Below are 19,990 nucleotides of genomic sequence, written 5' to 3' on the forward strand. Positions count from 1 at the left end.
GAATTTGGCCGCGTTGCCTGGTGTGTACCGAGTGGAGTGAGGGCGATGAAGGCGATTATCGTCGGTGGCGGTATCGGTGGTCTCACCACCGCATTGATGCTGCGCTCGCGGGGCCTCGCTTGCGAGATCTTCGAGCAGTCCGACACCATCCGCGAGCTTGGCGTCGGCATCAACACGCTGCCGCATGCCATGCGCGAGCTGGCAGGCCTCGGTTTGCTCCAGCAGCTTGACGATGTCGCGATCCGCACCGACCAGCTCTATTACCTCAACCGTCACGGCCAGGAAGTCTGGCGCGAGGCCCGCGGCATCGACGCCGGCCACGATGTGCCGCAATTCTCGATCCACCGCGGTCGCCTTCAGGGCGTCATCCATCGGGCTGTCGAGGAGCGGCTCGGGCCGGAGGCCATCCACACCGGCTGCCGCCTCGGTGCCTTCACGCAGGACGAGAGCGGCGTCACCGCGTACTTCTTCGACCGCTCAGGCGCGCACATCCATACCGCGCGCGGCGACATCCTGATTGGTGCCGACGGCATCCATTCGCGGGTCCGCGACACGCTGTTCCCGAGCGAGGGGCCGCCGTGCTGGAACGGTCTGATGCTATGGCGCGGTGCGCGGGATTGGCCGCTATTCCTTACCGGCAAGTCGATGATCGTCGCCGGTGGCCTCAACGCCAAGGTGGTGATCTATCCCATTGCGGAGGGATCGAGTCCGGCGAGCCGCCTCACCAACTGGGCGGTGCTGGTGAAGGTGGGCGAGGGCAATGCCCCGCCGCCACGCAAGGAAGACTGGTCGCGGCCGGGCCGTCGCGAGGAGCTGATGCCGCATGTGGCGCGCTTCTCGGTGCCTTACGTCGACGTGAAGAGCCTGATTTCGGCCACGCCCGAGTTCTACGAATATCCGACCTGCGACCGCGATCCGTTGCCCTATTGGTCGTCGGGCAGAGTCACGCTGCTCGGCGATGCCGCGCATCCGATGTATCCGGTTGGCTCCAATGGCGCTTCGCAGGCCATCCTCGACGCGCGCTGCCTCGCTGACGCGCTGGTGCGCGCCGAGCATCCGCGCCAGGCATTGCTTGAATACGAAAAGAAGCGCCTGCCGATGACCGCGGATATCGTCCGCTCCAATAGGCGTGGCGGTCCCGAAGGCGTCATCGACGCCGTCGAGCAGCTCGCGCCTGATGGTTTCGACAATGTCGACAACGTGCTGAGCTATTCCCAGCGCGAGGCGATCGTGCGCGGCTATGCCACCAAGGCCGGCTTCGCCGCAGTGCCGGGACTTGCGGCGGTGCGGGCTTAAGATGCCCTGCTAGCCGCCGGGAGGTGGCGGCAGGAAGTGGATGTTGAACTCGGCGGCCATCGCCACCACGTCCTCGGGCTTCTGTTCCTTCATGTTGTGGAGGCCCCAGAACAGGTCGAACAGCTTGCGGGTCGGTGACACCCAGAACAGCACCTTCGCGGTCTGCTCCGATTTGTTGAAGATGCCGTGCGGCACACCCATGCCGAGCCGGATCAGGTCGCCCGCGGTCGCCTGCGACTCGGAATTGCCGAGCATGAAATCGAGCTTGCCCTCCAGCATGTAGAGATATTCATCCTGGTCGGGATGGATGTGCGGCGGCACGAACGTGCCCGGTGGCAGCGTCGCATGCCAGGAGAAGCTGTGCTCCGTGTTGCTCTTCGGCACATAGGTCTGGCCAAGAATGTTCCAGGAGATGCCCTGGATTCCCTCATTGGCCCGTGTAATGCCGGTGATTTCGCTCTTCATTGTGATCCTCCCTCAACGCGACGTGCGGCTTAGTTCGCCGCCTTGCAGTCCTTGGCGTAGCGGTCGCCGTAATTCTCAAAGACTTTCTGAACGATCTCGGTCTGGAACTTGCCGTCCGCGCGCTTGGCGACCTTGGTCAGATAGAAATCCTGGATCGGATAACCATTGGTGTTGAACTTGAAGGCGCCGCGCAGCGAGGTGAAGTCGGCCTTTTTCAGCGCGGCCGCGACCGCATCCTTGTTGGAGAGATCGCCCTTCACGGCTTTGACGGCGCTGTCGATCAGCATCGCGGCATCATAGGCCTGGAAGGCGTAGGTGCCGGGCACGCCGTTAAAGGCGGTCTCGTAGGCGGCGACGAACTTCTTGTTCTGGGGATTGTCGAGATTGGGCGCCCAGTTCGCGCCGCCGAACATGCCGACCGCCGCGTCCTGTTGCGCCGGCAAGGTCGATTCATCCACGGTGAAAGCGGAGAGCACCGGAATGCTGTCGGCGAGGCCGGCCTGCTTGTATTGCTTGACGAGATTGACCCCGAGGCCGCCGGGCATGAACGTGAAGAGCGCATCCGGTTTCTGCGATGAAATCTTGGAAAGCTCCGGCTGGAAGTCCAGCGTGTTGAGCGGCATGTAGGATTCCTCGACGATCTCACCCTTGTAGTCGAGCTTGAAGCCGGCGACCGAGTCCTTGCCGGCCTGATAATTCGGCACCATCAGATACATGCGCTTGTAGCCGCGATCCTGCGCGACCTTGCCGAGAATTTCGTGCACCTGATCGTTCTGGTACGAGGTCACATAGAAGAACGGGTTGCAATCCTTGCCGGCAAAAGTGGATGGGCCGGCATTGGGGCTGATCAGGAAGGTTTTCGATTCCGTCACCGGCCGGTGGATCGCCTGAAGGATGTTGGAGAAGATCGGGCCGACCACGAAGTCGACCTTGTCGCGCTCCAGAAGCCCCTTGACCTTGGTGACCGCTGCGTCCGGCTTCAATTCGTCGTCGACCACGACGACCTCGACTTCGCGGCCGCCCATCTTGCCGCCGAGATCCTTGACCCCGAGCGCAAAGCCGTCGCGAACCTGTTGGCCGAGTGCAGCGGCGGGTCCCGACAGGGTCACGATCACCCCGAGCTTGATTTTCTCCTGAGCGAGGGAAGGACTCACCGCGGTGCCAAGCAGCAAGGCGGCTGCGGCCAACGTCATTTGCGTCTTCATGATCTGTCCCCCGTGATAACAGGACTTGCGCTGCAAGCCGCTACTTCAATCCAAGTTTATGCCGATGATTGCTGCCGCGGCAAGCGAGCTCAAAGCGTCGTCATCCGGCGGGCAGCGCCGCATGCAAGTGGCGCGCCAATTATTTGAAGCCTAAAGAAATCGGCATGCGGTTGATTGTTGCGGCTTTACGCTTGCAGCCGGCGTCGATTTATTTGAAGCTCAAAACGTGGGGGATCCGTGCCGGGCGCCAATGCCGGCCGTGAGTGACTGCATCAACATGCTCGATTCCGAGACCAAGGCCGTCGAAACTCCGGAGGATCACGCCGAAGAGCTTCGGCTGTGGCTGCGCCTCTTGACCTGCACGACCCTGATCGAGGGCGAGGTTCGTGGCCGGTTGCGGCAGCGCTTCGACGTCACATTGCCCCGTTTCGACCTGATGGCGCAGCTCGACAAGGCACCCGACGGCATGACGCTGTCCGACGTCTCCAAGCGCATGATGGTCTCGAACGGCAACGTCACCGGTCTGGTCGAGCGCCTCGTGGAATCCGGTCATCTCGACCGCCGCACGTCGGAGACAGACCGCCGCGTCCAGGTGATCCGGCTGACTAAACTCGGTCGCGCCGAGTTTCGCAGAATGGCCGCGGAACACGAAACTTGGATCGCCGATCTCTTCGCCGATCTGACGCCGAAGGATGTGCGCGAATTGATGCGGCTGCTCGCCAAGACCAAGGCATCGGCGCAGAAATCGGCCGCTCGCCGCCGGGCGTAGGTCCGCGGCTGAGGCACCCACCAATCCCGTTTGCCGCCGGAAAAAGCACGGGATGCCCAAAATGCGCTATTGCGCGAAATTGCTTTAAGCCTAAAATGTTTCCGAGTGAGTGCTGCCGGATGCTTTCCATGCTGAAAGGAGCGTGCGATGGCCAACGCCGCCAAGGTTCAAATCTCGGGCTCGCATGACGACAATGCCGCGACAGCCCATGTCGATGCGTTCGCGCGGCAGCATCTTCCGCCACGCGAGCTCTGGCCGGAATTCATCTTCACACGACCGGAACTGCAATATCCGCCCCGCCTGAACTGCGTCAGCTATTTCCTAGACCGCTGGGTCGAGCAGGGACACGGCGACGCTGCCTGCGTGATCAGCCCCGCCGTCAGCTACACCTATCGTGAGCTGCAAACCCTCGTGAACCGCATCGCCAATGTGCTGGTCGGCAAGCTTGGTCTCGTCACCGGCGGGCGCGTGCTGCTTCGCTCGGCCAACAATCCGATGATGGTCGCGACCTATCTGGCGGTGATCAAGGCTGGAGGCATTGTCGTGGCGACGATGCCGCTGTTGCGCGCCAAGGAGCTGTCCTATCCGATCCAGAAGGCGGAGATCACACTCGCGCTCTGCGACGGCAAGCTCGCCGAGGAAATGGAGAAAGCGAAAGCCGCAGCCCCCAGCCTCAAGCGCGTGGTCTATTGGGGCACCGGCAGCGGCGACTCGCTCGAGACGCTGATGGGGGATGCAAGTCCGGAGTTCAAAGCTGTCGATACTGCATCCGACGACGTCTGCCTGATCGCTTTCACGTCGGGCACGACCGGCGATCCCAAGGGCACCATGCATTTCCACCGTGACATGCTGGCGGTCTGCGATGGTTATGCGCGCAACATCTTGCGGGCGGAGCAGACGGATCGCTTCGTCGGCTCGGCACCGCTCGCCTTCACGTTTGGCTTCGGCGGCGTGCTGTTTCCGATGCACATCGGCGCCTCCTTTGTCGTTCTGGAGAAGACGGCGCCCGACGACGTTCTGAATGCGATCGAGCAGTACAAGACCACGGTCTGTTTCACGGCGCCGACCGCGTACCGGGCGATGATTGGCAAGCTTCCGGGCCGCGATATTTCCTCGCTTCGCAAATGCGTGTCCGCCGGCGAGACGCTGCCCAAGCCGACATTCGATGCCTGGCTAAAGGCGACCGGCATCAAGCTGATGGACGGCATCGGCTCGACCGAGCTGCTGCACATCTTCATCAGCGCGACCGAGGACGAGATCCGCCCCGGTGCGACGGGCAAGCCGGTGCCGGGCTATGAAGCGAAGATCGTCGACGATTCCGGCAATGATTTGCCGCCGGGGACGATGGGACGGCTCGCGGTCCGCGGGCCGACCGGCTGCCGCTATCTCGCCGACGAGCGGCAGCGCAAATACGTCCAAAACGGCTGGAACATCACGGGCGACACCTATCTGATGGATAGCGACGGCTATTTCTGGTATCAGTCGCGCTCGGACGACATGATCGTGTCGGCCGGCTACAACATCGCAGGCACGGACGTCGAGGCGGCGCTGCTCACGCATCCCTCCGTCGTCGAATGCGGGGTCGTCGGCGCACCGGACGAGGCGCGCGGCATGATCGTGAAGGCCTATGTCGTTGCCGCGCCAGGCGTAACGCCGGATGCCGAGCTCGTGGCTGCGTTGCAGGAGCATGTCAAACGCGAGATCGCGCCCTACAAATATCCGCGCGCGATCGAGTTCGTGACGCAACTACCGAAGACCGAGACCGGCAAACTAAAGCGCTTTGCCCTGCGGCAACTGGCGCAGACCGCGGTGCCGTCCTCCGGCGTCGCGGCGGAATGAGAAGGATAGAGAATTGTCAGTGACCACGCCGAAAGGCCCGCACCTCGCGGTGCTGCCGACAACAGCCGAGGATGAAACCCGCTCCAGGGCGCAGGTGCTCCAGCCGTCCGGTTGGCCGGTACCGAAAGGCTATGCCAACGGTATGGCCGCCGAGGGACGCATCGTCGTCACTGGCGGCGTCATCGGCTGGGATGACGAGGAGCGTCTCGCGGAGGGTTTTGTCGCGCAGGTGCGCCAAACCCTAGGCAACATCGCCGCGATCCTCGCGGAGGCCGGCGCGCAGCCCGAGCATCTGGTGCGCTTGACCTGGTACGTCGTCGACATGGACGAGTACCTGACGAACCTGAAAGAGCTCGGCAAGGCCTACCGCGCCATCTTCGGCGCGCACTACCCGGCGATGGCGCTGGTTCAGGTCGTCCGGCTCGTCGAGAAGGCGGCGCGCGTCGAAATCGAAGCCACCGCCGTCATTCCGCGCTGAGCCGACGGCTGGCCCAGCTCGTCTGGCGAAAGCGTCTAATCCTCAGGCTCCGCTTTCGGCGCAAGGTCGGCGGAGCGGAACGGCTTGGCTTGTCGAGTTTCCGGTAGGCGTCCGAGGCGATCCGCAACAGTTTCTTTTCGCGCTTGCGGTTGAGGAAGCGAATGCCCGCCTCGAGGACGGCCTCGTTCAATGACGCCGCCAAGGTTTGCCCTCGCGCATCGTCATTCAACCGCCCGAGGGACTTTTGCGCCTTGCGCAATTGCTTGAGGATCGACCGTTGCTTTGTCAGCGACTCGTCTGCGAACAGGTCGTCGAGCGACTCGATCGAATAGGTCAGCCGCTTGTTGAGAAGCCGCAGCTTGTGCCGTTTCTCGACGTCGAGCTCGCGCAATTTTCGCGCTTTCTTGAGCAGCGTCTTTTCCCATTCCGTGAGTTTCGCTGTTGCGTGGTCCGCGAGCGTGCAGCGGCGTAGCCTGGCAGCTTCCTTGCTGCGCCGGGTCGACCAGGGGCCGCTCTCGATCCAGGCTGACGTCTGCGCGACGAGACGGCGATACCGCGCGGATTGCAGCGCGCGCGCCAACTGGCGATGCCCCTCGGCGCGCTTCTCATCCCAGTGCTGGAGCTCGGCAATCACGGTCAACTCGCCGCTACTTTCGGCGATGACCCGCTCGATCGCCACGTCGAGGTCCCGCACCATGCCGAGCTGGCTATTCAGCCATTTCAGTTCGGTCCAGATCTCCGGCCGAAGGGCGTCATCGACCATCGGCGAGAAGAAGCGGATGGCGGTGCGCAGATGCGTCAGTGCAATCCGGATCTGGTGCAGTGCCTCGGGATCGCCGCGGCAGGTGCCGTCATGCTGGGCGCGAACGGCGGCGAGGTGACGGCGCGCGATGATCCGGAACGCCGTGTCGCAGACCATGCCGGGGCTGAGGCGGCCGGGCAGGGCATTGCGCCTCGCCGCAGGCTTGACGCGCGCGGCCGTCGAACTCGTGCTGGGTCGCGCCATTTGCAGATTGCCTTACTTGCTCTCGGCGATCGCGTCCCGGCAGTTCTGGAGCGTCTGCTCTTGCGTCCCGGATGCATCGATGGTCGCCCAACCGACATGGCCGATATTATAGTGCTCTTGCAGCGCGGCAACCTCTTGCGTGGCGTCGGATGCGTCGCCCCGGCGGCCCCCGATCCGCGCCTGCCGGGTCGCGAGGTCTGCAACCAAAAATAGGCCGCTCAGCGGCACGTTGCGCTTGCGCGCCAGTGCGGCAACCGCGTCTCGTTCGTCCTCACGGGCGAACACGCCGTCGATGATCGTTGAATGGCCTTGCGCCAGCACCCTCCCGGCGTGCTGAGCCAACGTGTCGTAAACGCGGGCCGTGACCTCGGGTGTGTATGCGGATGCCGGCAGCCGGTCGGTGTCCTCGACCCCTAACATCTGCTTGCGGACGAGGTCGCTGCGCAGCACGACGGCGCCCGGCTGCGGCGTAACCTCCGGCGCGAGCGCGCGTGCCAAGATTGTCTTTCCGGTGCCTGACAATCCGCCGACTGCAATCAGCCGGGGAGCGGGCGGCTGGATCAGCGCGCGGGCGAGGCCAAAATAGCGTCGCGCCTCGTCGAGAATACTGGGATCATCGGAATGCGGCGGCTTCAGCCGTGCCAGCGCGACTTGGGCGCGGATCGCCGCGCGGATGGACATGAACAGCGGCAGTGCGGAGAGCGCGTCGAGATTTTCGACCGGAGTCGCGGCGAGATAGCGGTTCAGCACGATATTGGCCGCGCGTGGCTGATCGTGGTGCAATAGGTCCATCAATCCGAATGCGAGATCGTAGACCACGTCGGTGGTTGCCATCCGGGCGTCGAACTCGATGGCGTCGAACAGCACCGGCCGCTCGTCGATCGACACGATGTTCGCAAGATGCAGGTCGCCATGGCAGCGGCGCACGAAGCCTTGACGGCCGCGCTCTTCGAGCAAAGGCCGGAGGCGGAGGAACATTGCTTGCGAGTCTCTGCCGAGTTCTGCGATCTCTTCGGCTTCGAAATGATTGCCGGTCCGCAGGCCATTGCTGTTGCCATCGATCAGGCCGGGGATGGAGGAAACCCATGCGTAGCCGTCGGCGCGAACAGCCTGCGCATGCGAAGCCGCGATCGCGTCGGCGACAGCCGAGGCAAAAGTGTCATCCAGCGCTCCGGCCTTGGCCAGATGATCCAACGTCCGGCTTTCGTCGAAGCGCAACATCTCGACCGCATACTCGATCGGCCGGCCGCTTCCATCGACCTTCACCGATCCATCGGGCTCTTCCGTGATCGCCACGACGCGGTGATAGATCTGCGGCGCCAGCGGCCGGTTGATCCTGATCTCCTCCTCACACGCCGCCTTGCGCTTCTCGAGCGTGGAGTAATCGAGGAATGGAAACTGCACGGCGCGCTTGATCTTCAGAGCGCGTCTGCCTTCAAGAAAGACCGAAGCTGCGTGCGTATCGATCCGCCTCACGTTCGGATGACCTACGGAATCGGTGAGCGCCGCAAAGATCCGGTCCTGGGTCGCAGAATCGTCTGTCATTCCAGCTGGTACGTCCAGATGCGTCGGAAGCGGCTCACCCTGCGATCAGGGTAATCCATAGAAGCAGATCGCGGCCAGTCCTTGACTTCGGTCAACGCCCGTCTCCTTCCGAACGGTCGGAGTTCCCGGGCTTGACGAGGATCAAGCGTCCCGACCAAAGCCGGCCTATTCTGGCGCCTGAGGAGAATCCCGATGCCGATCAAGGACGTCTTTCTGCCGCTCGTCGGCCAGCCACGCGGCCCGGCCCTTGCTGCGATCGAGACATGCGTGGCCGTTGCCGCCGACCTCGGCGCCAGGATCACCGCGCTTGCACTCGAGGAGGATGTCTTCGTGCGGCCGAAGGTGATGCTCCCCGATAATTCCGATGCGGCCGAGGCAAACGGGTCGGTTGGCGCGGGCGACAGTCAGCACCTCCTGGATGCGTTCACCCGTGCAACCTCCCGCACCGGCATTCGCGCTCAAAGCCGGTCGGCCAAGGTGCCGGCAGACCAGATCGCGTCAGTCCTGGCCGAGCACGGACGCTTCAGCGATCTCACGCTGCTCCCCGTGACGCCACACGACAGCCGAACCGAGCACATCATCGAGACGCTGCTGTTCGAATCCGGACGGCCAGTGCTGCTCTGCCCGGAGCAGCATGTGGACGAGCTGCGCCCGGAATTCGAGAACGTCATGATCGCCTGGGACCACTCCGCGCGTGCGGCGCGTGCGGTCGGCGACGCGCTGCCTATCCTTCAGGCAGCAGCCCTAGTCCGCGTGGTGACCGTGGCGGACGACAAGTCCGACGCGATCGTGCAATCCGGCACGGCTCTCGTCGATCATTTGAGGGAACACGGGGTCTACGCCTCGTTCGAAACCGCGAAGGGCAACGGCAGCTCGATTGGCAAGGTGCTCGGAACCTGGGCGTTCCCATGCCATCGATGCGATCGTGATGGGCGCCTACCATCATTCGCGCCTGAACGAGATCGTTTGGGGCGGTGTGACAAAGACCGTCATTGGCGAACCACCGTGCTGGGTTATGCTCTCGTACTAGGCGGATCGCCAGTTTATCGGCCTGATCGTCAACCATCGGAACCGCCACCGACCGGGCGCATTTGCTTTCATGTCAATCTATCGTCTGAAGAACCTGCTGTCGCCGCGTTCGGTTGCGCTCGTCGGTGCGAGCGCCCGCCCGGTCTCCGTTGGACGCGCCGTTCTGGAGAACATCCGTAAGGCCGGATTCAGGGGACAGTTCGGCCTCGTCAATCCGCGCCATGCCGAGATCGGCGGCGTCGCGGCCGTGGACAGCCTCGGTCAATTGCCGTTCGTGCCCGAGCTTGTGATCATCACCGCGCCGGCGCGCGCAGTTCCCGGCATCGTCGATCAAGCCGCGCGGCGCGGCTCGGCGGGTGCCCTGATTGTCTCGGCCGGGCTCGGTCACGGACCGGGGTCCCTCCACGAGGCCGCCATCACTGCGGCCCGCAAATACGGCATGCGGCTGATCGGGCCGAACTGCTTGGGCATCATGATGCCCGGCGTGAGCCTCAACGCGAGTTTTGCCGCGCACATGCCGGGGCCGGGAAATCTCGCGTTGATCTCGCAATCAGGCGCAATTGCGGCCGGCATGGTCGATTGGGCCGCGCAGCGCGGCGTCGGCTTCTCCGGCATCGTCTCGATCGGCGATCAGATCGACGTCGATCTCGCCGATCTGCTCGACTATTTCGCGATGGATCACAAGACCCGCGCGATTCTGCTCTACATCGAAGCCATCAAGGACGCGCGCAAGTTCATGTCGGCCGCGCGCGCCGCGGCGCGCGTGAAGCCGGTCGTCGTGGTGAAGTCCGGCCGAATGGCGCAGGGCGCGAAAGCGGCCGCCACCCATACCGGTGCGCTCGCGGGCGCCGACGCCGTCTATGACGCGGCGTTCCGCCGCGCGGGTGTCCTGCGGGTCTCTGATCTGCGCGAGCTGTTCGATTGCGCCGAGACGCTCGGCCGCGTCGAGTCGCCGGCGGGAAAGCGCCTCGCCATCCTGACCAATGGCGGCGGCATCGGTGTCCTCGCTATCGACCGGTTGGTCGAGCTCGGCGGCATTCCGGCGACCATCTCGGCGGACGCCCGCAAGAAGCTCGATGACGTGCTGCCGCCGACCTGGTCCGGCGCAAATCCCGTCGACATCGTGGGCGACGCCGATGCGTCGCGCTATGCGGCAGCGCTTGAGGTGTTGCTTGCCGATCCCGACAATGATGCGGTCCTCGTCCTCAATGTGCAGACGGCCATTGCCTCGGCTGCGGACATCGCCACGGCCGTGACGGAGCTCGTCGGCAAGTACCGCGAGCAGCACCGCAGTTGGGCGAAGCCCGTGCTGGCCGCTTGGGTCGGAGCCGACCAGGACATCGTTCAGGCACTCTCTGGCGCGGGCATTCCGAACTATCCGACCGAGGATGATGCGGTGCGCGGATTCATGCACCTGGTCCGGCACCGCGAAGTGGTGGAGGAATTGAGCCAGGTTCCGCCCGCAATGCCCGAGACTTTCGTGCCGGACGCACGTGCTGCGAAGCAGATCGTAGCTGCTGCCATCGCGGACGGCCGCCAATGGCTCGAACCCGTCGAGATCAAGCACCTGCTCGAAGCGTACGATATCGCGATGGTGCCCACATACGCCGCGGCCGATGTCGAGCAGGCGGTGGCCTACGCGAAAGACATCTTTGCGCAAGGCGCCACGGTCGTGCTGAAGATCATGTCGCGCGACATCGTCCACAAATCCGATGTCGGCGGCGTCGTGCTCAATCTCACCATGCCTGAGGCGGTGCGCACCGCTGCCACCGACATTATCGCTCGGGCGAGAAAGCTGCGTCCCGAAGCTCGCATCGAGGGCGTCATCGTGCAGGCGATGGTGGTGAAGGCTAAGGCGCGCGAGTTGATTCTGGGCCTCGCCGACGATCCCACCTTCGGCACCGTCGTGGTGTTCGGCCGCGGCGGGACCGCGGTCGAGATCATCAACGACAAGGCGCTCGCGCTGCCGCCGCTCGATCTGCAACTGGCCCGCGACCTGATCGACCGCACGCGCGTGTCCCGGCTGCTTCGCGCTTACCGGGACGTGCCGGCGGTGAAGCCCGACGCCGTCGCCATGGTCCTAGTCAAGCTGGCGCAGATGGCCGCCGACATTCCCGAGATTCGCGAATTCGACGTCAATCCGCTGCTGGCGGATGAAACCGGCGTGACCGCGGTCGATGCCCGCGTCGCGGTCGGGCCGCCGCAACGGAAGTTTGCCGGCTCCGGCGCCGCCAACTTCGCCGTTCGGGCCTATCCGTCGCAATGGGAGCGCCACCTCAAGCTCAAGGAGGACTGGCGGATCTTCGCGCGGCCCCTGCGTCCGGAGGACGAGCCGACCATCCACGCATTCCTGCGTCATGTCACGGCGCACGACCTTCGTCTGCGTTTCTTCGCGCCGATGAAGGAGTTCACCCACGAGTTCATCGCGCGCCTGACCCAGCTCGACTATGCGCGCGCGATGGCCTTTATCGCATTCGACGAGGCGACCGGTGAGATGGTCGGCGTGGTCCGACTCCATTCGGACTCGGTCTACGAGAGCGGTGAATATGCGATCCTGCTGCGGTCCGACCTCAAGGGCAAGGGTCTGGGATGGGCCCTGATGCAGCTGATCATCGATTACGCGAGATCGGAGGGCCTCAAAGCGATCTCCGGTGATGTTCTCAGGGAGAACACCACGATGCTGGAGATGTGTCGCCAGCTCGGCTTCGATGTGAAGCCGGATCCGACCGAGCCGGATATCTGCGATGTCAGGCTGAAGCTCTGAGTGCGCCGCTACAGCTGGCCTTGAGACAGGTCAAGCCGGCCGCCCCATGCTAGCCTAGAACTGCCGGCTGAACGGGCCCCGGTTGTCCCGATGAGGTGGAATCGTGAACTCCGAACCGCTGTTGCTGGCGAGGCCCTCCGGCGAAGAGCTGAAATTGTGCCCGGAAGGGCCGTGGATTGCCGCGAACGTGTCGATGCTGGAGACGTTGTCCCGGTCGGTCGGGGCGGACGTCGATCGATCCAGAGCCGTGACGCTGGACTTGTCGGGCGTCAGTGCGCTCGACACGCTCGGCGCCTGGGTCCTGGAAAAGCTATCGCGCAGGGCCTCATCATCCGGTCGACCGGCCGAATTTGTCGGTGTCGCCGACCATTTCAGTGGCCTGATGGAGGAGGTGCGTCAGGTCAACCGCCACACGCCGCTGCCGGCGCCCGCACCCAACCCGGTTCTGCTCAGACTGAACGATCTCGGCAAGTCCGCGGTCGGCGCGCGCGAAGACGTCACGATCTTTCTCCAAATGCTGGGCGCGTTGTTCATGGCCGTGATCGGCGTGCTGCGCCGGCCGCGCTCGCTGCGGCTGACATCGCTGATCTATCAGCTATACCGCATCGGCTGGCAGGCCATCCCCATCGTCGTGCTGATCACCTTCCTGATCGGCGCCATCATCGCCCAGCAGGGATTTTTCCATTTCCGCAGGTTCGGCGCGGAGTCCTACACCGTCGACATGGTCGGCATCCTGGTGCTGCGCGAGCTCGGCGTGTTGATCGTCGCCATCATGGTCGCCGGCCGTTCGGGAAGCGCCTACACTGCCGAGCTCGGCTCGATGAAGATGCGCGAGGAGATCGACGCGCTTTCGACCATGGGCCTCGATCCCGTCCACGTCCTGATCCTGCCGCGGGTTGCGGCCCTGGTGATTGCGCTGCCGATCCTTGCTTTCATCGGATCGATCGCCGCACTCTATGGCGGCGGCCTGGTCGCGCAGTTCTACGGCGGCATGGCGCCGGCGATCTACATCGCGCGGCTGCACGAGGCGATCTCGGTCACCCATTTCGAGGTGGGCATCCTGAAGGCGCCGTTCATGGCGCTGGTGATCGGAGTAGTCGCCTGCAGCGAGGGCTTGCGCGTGAAGGGTAGCGCCGAATCGCTGGGACGACAGACCACGACGTCGGTGGTCAAGTCGATTTTCCTGGTGATCGTGCTCGACGGCCTGTTCGCGATCTTCTTCGCCTCGATCGGAATGTGATCATGGGCGAATCGCAAGAGCAGTTCGCGATCCGCGTCCGCGACCTCGTGGTCGGCTTCGGCCGGCAGACCGTGCTCGATCATCTGACGCTCGACGTACGCCGGGGTGAGATCCTCGGGCTCGTGGGGGCGTCCGGTGGCGGCAAGTCGGTGCTGATGCGAACCATCATCGGCCTCATCCCGCGCCAAGGCGGGACCATCGAGGTTACGGGACGGCCAATCGGCGGCCGCACCGAAGGTGCGGCCACGACCTGGGGCATCCTGTTCCAGCAGGGCGCGCTGTTCTCCTCGCTGACGGTCCGGCAGAACATCCAGTTTCCGCTCCGTGAAAATCTCGTGCTGTCGCAGGAGCTGATGGACGAGATCGCGATCGCCAAGCTCGAAATGGTCGGGCTGCGGCCGCAGGATGCCGATAGATATCCGGCGGAGCTATCCGGAGGCATGACCAAGCGCGTGGCGCTGGCGCGCGCGCTCGCGCTCGATCCGCCGATCCTGTTCCTGGACGAGCCGACCTCAGGCCTCGATCCGATCGCGGCGGGCGATTTCGATGCGCTGATCGGGACGCTGCAAAAGACCCTCGGCCTCACCGTGTTCATGGTCACCCATGATCTGGCGAGCCTGACCACGGTCTGCGACCGCGTCGCCGCTCTCGCTGACGGCAAGATCGTGGCGATCGGTCCGATGCGCGAGCTGCTGCAATCCGAGCATCCCTGGGTGCGCGCCTATTTCCACGGCAAGCGCTCGCAGATGCTGCAACACGAGATGAGATGAGACATGGAAACCCGCGCTCCCTACGTGCTGATCGGCAGTTTTGTCCTGGCGGCGATCCTCGCGGTGTTCGGCTTCGTCTATTGGCTGAACAACACCGGCGGGATCGGGCCGCGCACCAGCTATCACGTGCAATTCCAGGGCCCGGTGCCCGGTCTTCTGGTCGGCGCCGGCGTGCTGTTCAACGGCATCCGCGTCGGCGAGGTCACCCAGCTCGGGCTTGCGCCGGACAATCCACGCTTCGTCAATGCGACGATCTCGGTTGCTTCAACCACGCCGGTGCGTGCCGACAGCAGGGTCGGGCTCGATTTCCAGGGGCTGACCGGCGTGCCGGTGGTGACGCTTGAGGAAGGCGTCATCGTCACTAAATCCGGCGAGCCCCAGACCTTGATTGCCGAGGCCGGTGCGGGCCAGAGCATGACGCAGGCCGCGCGCGATGCACTGCGGCGGGTCGACACCGTGCTGGAGGACAATTCGGGCCCGCTGAAGGACACCATCGCCAATCTCAAGACCTTCTCCGACGGGCTTGCGCGCAACACCGGCAAGATCGACGGCATTTTGGCGGGCCTGGAGAAGATGACCGGCGGCGGAACGCCGGCGCAGAAAGTCACCTATGATCTGCGCACGCCGCAGAACCTCGGTCCGGGCGGTAAGACGCTCTCTGCGTCACTGGCCATCCCCGAGCCGACAGCGGTCGCCATGCTCCAGACCCAGCGCATGCTGTTCGCGCCGGGCGGCGATAATCCGGGCTTTGCGGACTTCCTCTGGGCCGACAGCATTCCCAAGCTGATACAGGCGCGTCTGATCGACAGTTTCGAGAACTACGACATCGCCCACGCGCCGTTGCGCACGGCCGATCTCGGGCAGGCGGACTATCAGCTCCTGATCGACATCAGGCGCTTCCGCATTGCCACCGAGGGGGAGACGCGGGTCGAGATCGGGCTGTCGGCGCGGATCGTCGACAAGAACGGCAAGGTGATCGCCTCGCGTCTCGTCGAGACCAGCGAAAAACTCGACAAGATTGTGCCGGCCATGGCGGTCGCAGCGTTCGATACGGCCTTCACGCGCATCGCGAAGGAGCTGATCGGCTGGACGGTGCAGGCGGTGTGACGCCGGCTATTCCAGGGTCTTGAGGTAGGACAGGAGATCGTGGATCTGGTCCGGACTGAGCTCGAAGGCCGGCATGTCGGCGTGGCCGGTGTTGATTCCCTCAGCCAGCGCCTCCCCAAGGCTCTCGATGGGATAGCGCTTGTGCAGGGCCCGCAGCGGCGGTGCGATCTTGAGCGGACTGTTCGACGCACGGTCGATCGCGTGGCAGCGCGCGCAATGGGCTCGCGCAAAGGCCTTGCCGCGTTGTTCGGCGGTCGGGGCAGCCAGGACAGGCGTCATCAGAAGCAACCCGATCAACCCGTGACGCAGCATTCCTTGCAGCATGTAAAGTGACCCCGTTTAAGTCTGGGAGAAGAATAGGGCGGGGATTCCCTCCAAAATTGATCTGGGTCAACCGGCTTTGGCGCACTGCAGTAAAATGCAGCTGCGCGGCGGGATGGGCCTGATGGGCAGCCGGCGCTTGGAGCGGTCGATGAAGCCCGTAGTCACGATTGAGCCGAACCGGCAGCTCTGCAGCGATTGCGCCGTCCGCGCATCAGCGGTCTGTTCGTCTTTGGATGCGGCCGAGCTTCGGGAATTCGAGCATCTCGGTCGGCGCGTCCATTTTTCCTCAGGCGAGACTGTGTTCTCCGAGGAGGACATCACGACCTCGTTCTACAATCTCCTCGAGGGCGTCATGCGGCTGTACAAGCTGCTGCCCGACGGCCGCCGGCAGATCGTGGGCTTTGCCTTGCCCGGCGATTTCCTGGGGATGAATATTTCTGGCAGGCACAATTTTTCGGCCGATGCGATCGGCGCGGTGACCGTATGCCAGTTCGCGAAGTCACCCTTCGGCCGTTTCATCGAGGACCGGCCGCATCTCCTCAGGCGGATCAACGAGCTGGCGATTCGCGAGCTGAGCCAGGCCCGGGACCACATGGTCCTGCTCGGCCGCCGTTCGGCGGACGAAAAGGTTGCGGCCTTTCTGCTCGGCTGGCGCGAGCGGCTGGTCTCGCTGAAGCGGGCGTTGGACACGGTTCCGCTTCCAATGAGCCGCCAGGACATCGCCGACTACCTCGGTCTGACCATCGAGACCGTCAGCCGCACCTTCACCAAGCTGGAGCGCCACGGCGTGATCGAGATCATTCATGGCGGGATCAGCCTGCTCGATGCGGCGAAGGTCGAGGCCTTGGCCGCAGCCTGATTCCGACGCAGCGCTGCTCGATTTTGATCGGGATCAATGCATTCGGCTGCCTGCCCCGGATAATGCCTGAAACCACAGCGGAGGGCATTATGCCGGCTGACGCGGTGCTTATGAGCACCATTGTCGTGGCAATCTTTGTCACATTCGCCGGGGCTCTGGCCTGGGCAGACCGGCAAACCGGTGCAGTCCGGCCCGAGTCGGACGTCAAGCGTCGAAGCTTCTGAGATCACCGTCCCATCTTGCGGCGCCCGCGGGGCGGGCTATGCCGTGCGAGTTCGGGACGGTGGCAGCGCCTCAACGCAAGGTGGCGTGCGGCACTTGCAACTCTGCATCGACTGGGACGCATTGGCTCATCCTTCGGCTGCCGGCTTCACGCCTGGCCGCGGCATTTTCGCCGCGTTTGCCTCAAATAGGGCGCATGCTTTCCGGTTGAAAAACTGGGCTACACTGACTACGCAGGGACCCCAGTGCCTCGCAGTCTTAGGAGCCCAGTGGCGTGCCTCAGGACAAGACCGGCGACGACCCCCGACAAGCGGCGGGGAATAAATTATCGGTCCTGCGCAAGCACCCGATCTTTGCGGATCTGGAGCCGGAGGCGCTGGATCAGCTCTGCCGTTACGCCAAGCACACCACGGTGAAGCGCGGCGCGACGATCGCTGCCAAGGGCGATCCCGGCAACAATCTGTTCGCGGTGATCACAGGGACGGTGAAGATTTCCTCGTCGTCGCCCGACGGCCGTAACGCCATTCTCAATCTGATCGGTCCCGGAGAGATCTTCGGCGAAATCGCGGTGCTCGACGGCGCCCCCAGGTCGGCCGATGCGACCGCCAACACCAATTGCGAGCTCTACATCATCGATCGCCGGGACTTCCTGCCGTTCGTGAAGAGCCAGCCGGCGCTCGCAATGAAATTCATCGAGCTGCTCTGCGCGCGCCTGCGCTGGACCAGTCAGCAGGTCGAGCAGGTGATCCTGCAAAATCTGCCGGGCCGGCTTGCGAGCGCGCTGCTCGGCCTCACCGAAGAGCGCAAGTTCGACTCCGGCAGCGGCACGCTCGCCATCACGCAGCAGGAGATCAGCGAGATGGTGGGGATGACGCGCGAGAGCATCAACAAGCAATTGCGCGCCTGGGCGGGCCGCAACTGGGTTCGCCTCGAGCACGGCGCCATCGTCGTGCTCGACATAAATGCCTTGCGCGAACTCGCGGAGAGCGGGCTCGACAGCTAGCTGTCGATGATCGCGACGGCGCGGGTCCAGCCCGCGGACGCGCGCTCGATCTTCACCGGAAAGCACGAGACCGTGAACCCGGTCGAAGGCAGCTGGTCGAGATTGTGCAGCTTCTCGAGATGACAATAGCCGATGTGCCGTCCCGCCTTGTGGCCCTCCCAGATCAGGCCGGCATCTTTCGTTTCGGCATATTTCTTCGCGGTGTGGACGAACGGTGCGTCCCAGCTCCAGCCGTCGGTGCCGGTCAGCCGCACGCCGCGTTCGAGCAGGTACATGGTGGCCTCATAGCCCATGCCGCAGCCTGAGCTGACATAGTCGGCTTGGCCGAACCTGGCGCCGGCGCCGGTGTTGACGACGACGATCTCCAGCGGCGACAGCGCATGCCCGATCCGCCTCAACTCCTTCTCGACGTCGTCGGCGCTCGCCACGTAGCCGTCGGGCAGATGCCGGAAGTCGAGCTTCACGCCGGGCTGAAAGCACCATTCCAGCGGGACCTCGTCGATCGTCCATGACCGCTCGCCGCGATTCATGGTCGGATGGAAGTGCCAGGGCGCATCGAGATGCGTGCCATTATGGGTCGACAGCGAGACCTGCTCGACGGCCCAGCCCTGGCCGTCCGGCAGATCCTGTGCCGTGAGGCCGTCGAAGAACTGCAGCATCCGCGGCAGGCCCTGCTGGTGATCGATGTACTGGATCGTCGGGTGATTGCCCGGCGGATCCGCCGTCACGTCGTTCCTGAGCGGCACGGAGATGTCGATCAGCTTCCGCGGCATGGGCATTCCTCGGGATGTCCGTTTTGCTTCGCAGCATCTTGAGAGGACCGCACCGGCGGCGTCAAGCGACGCGCATGAACGCTTGCCGCGCCAGACGACAGATGATTTCGGAAAAACTGGACGAGGAGCCGGCTGTTGCCCAAAGCCGGTCTGATCCATCGATGCAACTCTAGCATTGATCGATGCCGGATTTGGCTTGGACAGAGAATGCCGCGCGCCCTAGGGACGACGATGGCGCTTGACTTCACACCGGAAGTGGAGCGACCCAAGGCGGCCCGCAGCATCTGCCCAACGATATAATCACCTCAGGAGGAAGCCCAGATGAAGATACTCACCGGCGTCATCGCAGCCGCTCTGCTGGCGGTCTCAGCCCCCTTGGCGACCGCACGCGATTTCCGTTCCGCCGACATCCATCCCGCCGATTATCCGACCGTCGAGGCCGTCAAGTTCATGGGCAAGCAGCTCGCCGCGGCGAGCGGCGGCAAGCTCGGCGTGAAGGTGTTCCCCAACGGTGCGCTGGGCTCCGAGAAGGACACCATCGAGCAGCTCAAGATCGGCGCCCTCGACATGATGCGGATCAACGCATCGCCCTTGAACAACTTCGTGCCGGAAACCATCGCGTTGTGCCTGCCCTTCATCTTCCGGGACACGCAGCACATGCGCACCGTCCTTGACGGGCCGATCGGCGACGAGATCCTGGCGTCCATGGCGCCCGCAGGCCTGATCGGCCTTGCCTATTACGACAGCGGCGCCCGGTCCATTTACACTGTCAAGGCACCGATCAAGTCGCTTGCGGACGTCAAGGGTCTGAAGATTCGCGTCCAGCAATCCGACCTGTGGGTCGGCATGATCCAGAGCCTCGGGGCCAATCCGACCCCGATGCCCTATGGCGAGGTCTATACCGCTCTCAAGACCGGTCTGGTGGACGCTGCCGAGAACAACTGGCCCTCTTACGAGTCCTCGCGCCACTTCGAGGCCGCCAAGTTCTACAACGTCACCGAGCACTCCCTGGCGCCCGAAGTTCTCGTGATGTCCAAGACGGTCTGGGACACGCTGAGCAAGGAGGACCAGGCGATGGTCCGCAAGGCGGCCAAGGAATCGGTGCCCGTCATGCGCAAGCTCTGGGACGAACGCGAGCAGGCCTCCCGCAAGACGGTCGAAGCGGCCGGCGTTCAAGTCGTGACGATCGCCAACAAGGCGGAATTCGTCGACGCGATGAAGCCGGTGTACGACAAGTTCGCGGGTGACGAGAAGCTGAAGAGCCTCGTCAAGCGTATCCAGGACGCGAAGTAAGGC

General features: G+C 64.0%; 16 protein-coding genes and 2 pseudogenes. 12 read left to right on the forward strand and 6 right to left on the reverse strand.

Annotation, left to right across the window (positions count from 1 at the left end; genetic code table 11):
* Positions 1–45: 45 nt before the first annotated feature.
* On the forward strand, positions 46–1,296 hold the full coding sequence (locus IVB07_RS12270; RefSeq protein ID WP_247369609.1) for a flavin-dependent oxidoreductase: 1,251 nt from the start codon (positions 46–48) through the stop codon (positions 1,294–1,296).
* 9 nt (positions 1,297–1,305) lie between these two features.
* Here IVB07_RS12270 and IVB07_RS12275 read toward each other — a convergent pair whose 3' ends face one another.
* Complete coding sequence (locus IVB07_RS12275; RefSeq protein WP_007601580.1) at positions 1,306–1,761, reverse strand: cupin domain-containing protein; 456 nt, start codon at positions 1,759–1,761, stop codon at positions 1,306–1,308.
* A 29-nt stretch (positions 1,762–1,790) separates the two neighbouring features.
* Positions 1,791–2,966 carry an ABC transporter substrate-binding protein gene (locus tag IVB07_RS12280; protein WP_247297006.1) on the reverse strand — a complete coding sequence of 392 codons (1,176 nt, stop codon included), beginning with the start codon at positions 2,964–2,966 and terminating at the stop codon, positions 1,791–1,793.
* 250 nt (positions 2,967–3,216) lie between these two features.
* On the opposite strand from IVB07_RS12280, the gene IVB07_RS12285 reads away from it, so the two are divergent.
* The 3 genes from IVB07_RS12285 to IVB07_RS12295 all read left to right on the forward strand — a co-directional run bounded on the left by IVB07_RS12285 (position 3,217) and on the right by IVB07_RS12295 (position 6,052).
* Positions 3,217–3,735, forward strand: coding sequence for a MarR family transcriptional regulator (locus IVB07_RS12285; protein WP_204511875.1), 519 nt, complete (start codon positions 3,217–3,219; stop codon positions 3,733–3,735).
* A gap of 147 nt (positions 3,736–3,882) precedes the next feature.
* Positions 3,883–5,574: a benzoate-CoA ligase family protein gene (locus IVB07_RS12290; protein WP_247767677.1), complete on the forward strand. Its 1,692-nt coding sequence runs from the start codon at positions 3,883–3,885 to the stop codon at positions 5,572–5,574.
* A 13-nt stretch (positions 5,575–5,587) separates the two neighbouring features.
* Positions 5,588–6,052 carry a RidA family protein gene (locus IVB07_RS12295; RefSeq protein ID WP_201263214.1) on the forward strand — a complete coding sequence of 155 codons (465 nt, stop codon included), beginning with the start codon at positions 5,588–5,590 and terminating at the stop codon, positions 6,050–6,052.
* A 35-nt stretch (positions 6,053–6,087) separates the two neighbouring features.
* Here IVB07_RS12295 and IVB07_RS12300 read toward each other — a convergent pair.
* Positions 6,088–7,058, reverse strand: a pseudogene (locus IVB07_RS12300) (CHAD domain-containing protein).
* Positions 7,059–7,070: 12 nt separating this feature from the next.
* Positions 7,071–8,603, reverse strand: a complete 1,533-nt coding sequence (locus IVB07_RS12305) for a bifunctional aminoglycoside phosphotransferase/ATP-binding protein (RefSeq protein ID WP_247767678.1) — start codon at positions 8,601–8,603, stop codon at positions 7,071–7,073.
* A 192-nt stretch (positions 8,604–8,795) separates the two neighbouring features.
* Here IVB07_RS12305 and IVB07_RS12310 point away from each other — a divergent pair.
* The 5 genes and pseudogenes from IVB07_RS12310 to IVB07_RS12330 all read left to right on the forward strand — a co-directional run bounded on the left by IVB07_RS12310 (position 8,796) and on the right by IVB07_RS12330 (position 15,513).
* Positions 8,796–9,633 (forward strand): annotated as a pseudogene (locus tag IVB07_RS12310) (universal stress protein).
* Positions 9,634–9,702: 69 nt separating this feature from the next.
* Positions 9,703–12,396, forward strand: coding sequence for a bifunctional acetate--CoA ligase family protein/GNAT family N-acetyltransferase (locus IVB07_RS12315; protein WP_247767680.1), 2,694 nt, complete (start codon positions 9,703–9,705; stop codon positions 12,394–12,396).
* Positions 12,397–12,499: 103 nt separating this feature from the next.
* The gene (locus IVB07_RS12320; RefSeq protein WP_247767681.1) at positions 12,500–13,636 is read left to right on the forward strand and encodes an MlaE family lipid ABC transporter permease subunit; all 1,137 of its coding nucleotides are present in this window, start codon (positions 12,500–12,502) and stop codon (positions 13,634–13,636) included.
* Between the two features lie 2 nt (positions 13,637–13,638).
* The gene (locus tag IVB07_RS12325; protein ID WP_247767682.1) at positions 13,639–14,406 is read left to right on the forward strand and encodes an ATP-binding cassette domain-containing protein; all 768 of its coding nucleotides are present in this window, start codon (positions 13,639–13,641) and stop codon (positions 14,404–14,406) included.
* 3 nt (positions 14,407–14,409) lie between these two features.
* On the forward strand, positions 14,410–15,513 hold the full coding sequence (locus tag IVB07_RS12330) for an MlaD family protein (protein ID WP_247767683.1): 1,104 nt from the start codon (positions 14,410–14,412) through the stop codon (positions 15,511–15,513).
* A gap of 6 nt (positions 15,514–15,519) precedes the next feature.
* Here the strand turns inward: IVB07_RS12330 and IVB07_RS12335 are convergent, their stop codons facing one another.
* Entirely contained in the window at positions 15,520–15,837 is a 318-nt protein-coding gene (locus IVB07_RS12335) for a cytochrome c (RefSeq protein ID WP_247454416.1), read from the reverse strand.
* A gap of 148 nt (positions 15,838–15,985) precedes the next feature.
* On the opposite strand from IVB07_RS12335, the gene IVB07_RS12340 reads away from it, so the two are divergent.
* Both IVB07_RS12340 and IVB07_RS12345 read left to right on the forward strand, forming a co-directional pair.
* A complete protein-coding gene (locus tag IVB07_RS12340) occupies positions 15,986–16,696 on the forward strand; it encodes a helix-turn-helix domain-containing protein (protein ID WP_247767684.1) in 711 nt (236 codons plus the stop codon).
* A 496-nt stretch (positions 16,697–17,192) separates the two neighbouring features.
* Positions 17,193–17,921 carry a Crp/Fnr family transcriptional regulator gene (locus IVB07_RS12345; RefSeq protein ID WP_018454810.1) on the forward strand — a complete coding sequence of 243 codons (729 nt, stop codon included), beginning with the start codon at positions 17,193–17,195 and terminating at the stop codon, positions 17,919–17,921.
* Here the strand turns inward: IVB07_RS12345 and IVB07_RS12350 are convergent.
* Positions 17,918–18,694, reverse strand: coding sequence for a cyclase family protein (locus tag IVB07_RS12350; protein ID WP_018454809.1), 777 nt, complete (start codon positions 18,692–18,694; stop codon positions 17,918–17,920). The two genes, IVB07_RS12345 and IVB07_RS12350, sit on opposite strands and share 4 nt — an antisense overlap.
* Before the next feature lie 321 nt (positions 18,695–19,015).
* On the opposite strand from IVB07_RS12350, the gene IVB07_RS12355 reads away from it, so the two are divergent.
* Complete coding sequence (locus tag IVB07_RS12355; protein WP_247767685.1) at positions 19,016–19,987, forward strand: TRAP transporter substrate-binding protein; 972 nt, start codon at positions 19,016–19,018, stop codon at positions 19,985–19,987.
* The last annotated feature ends 3 nt before the right edge of the window (positions 19,988–19,990 follow it).

The sequence above is a fragment of the Bradyrhizobium sp. 172 genome, assembly GCF_023101065.1.
In the GTDB taxonomy this organism is placed as follows: Bacteria; Pseudomonadota; Alphaproteobacteria; order Rhizobiales; family Xanthobacteraceae; genus Bradyrhizobium; species Bradyrhizobium canariense_D.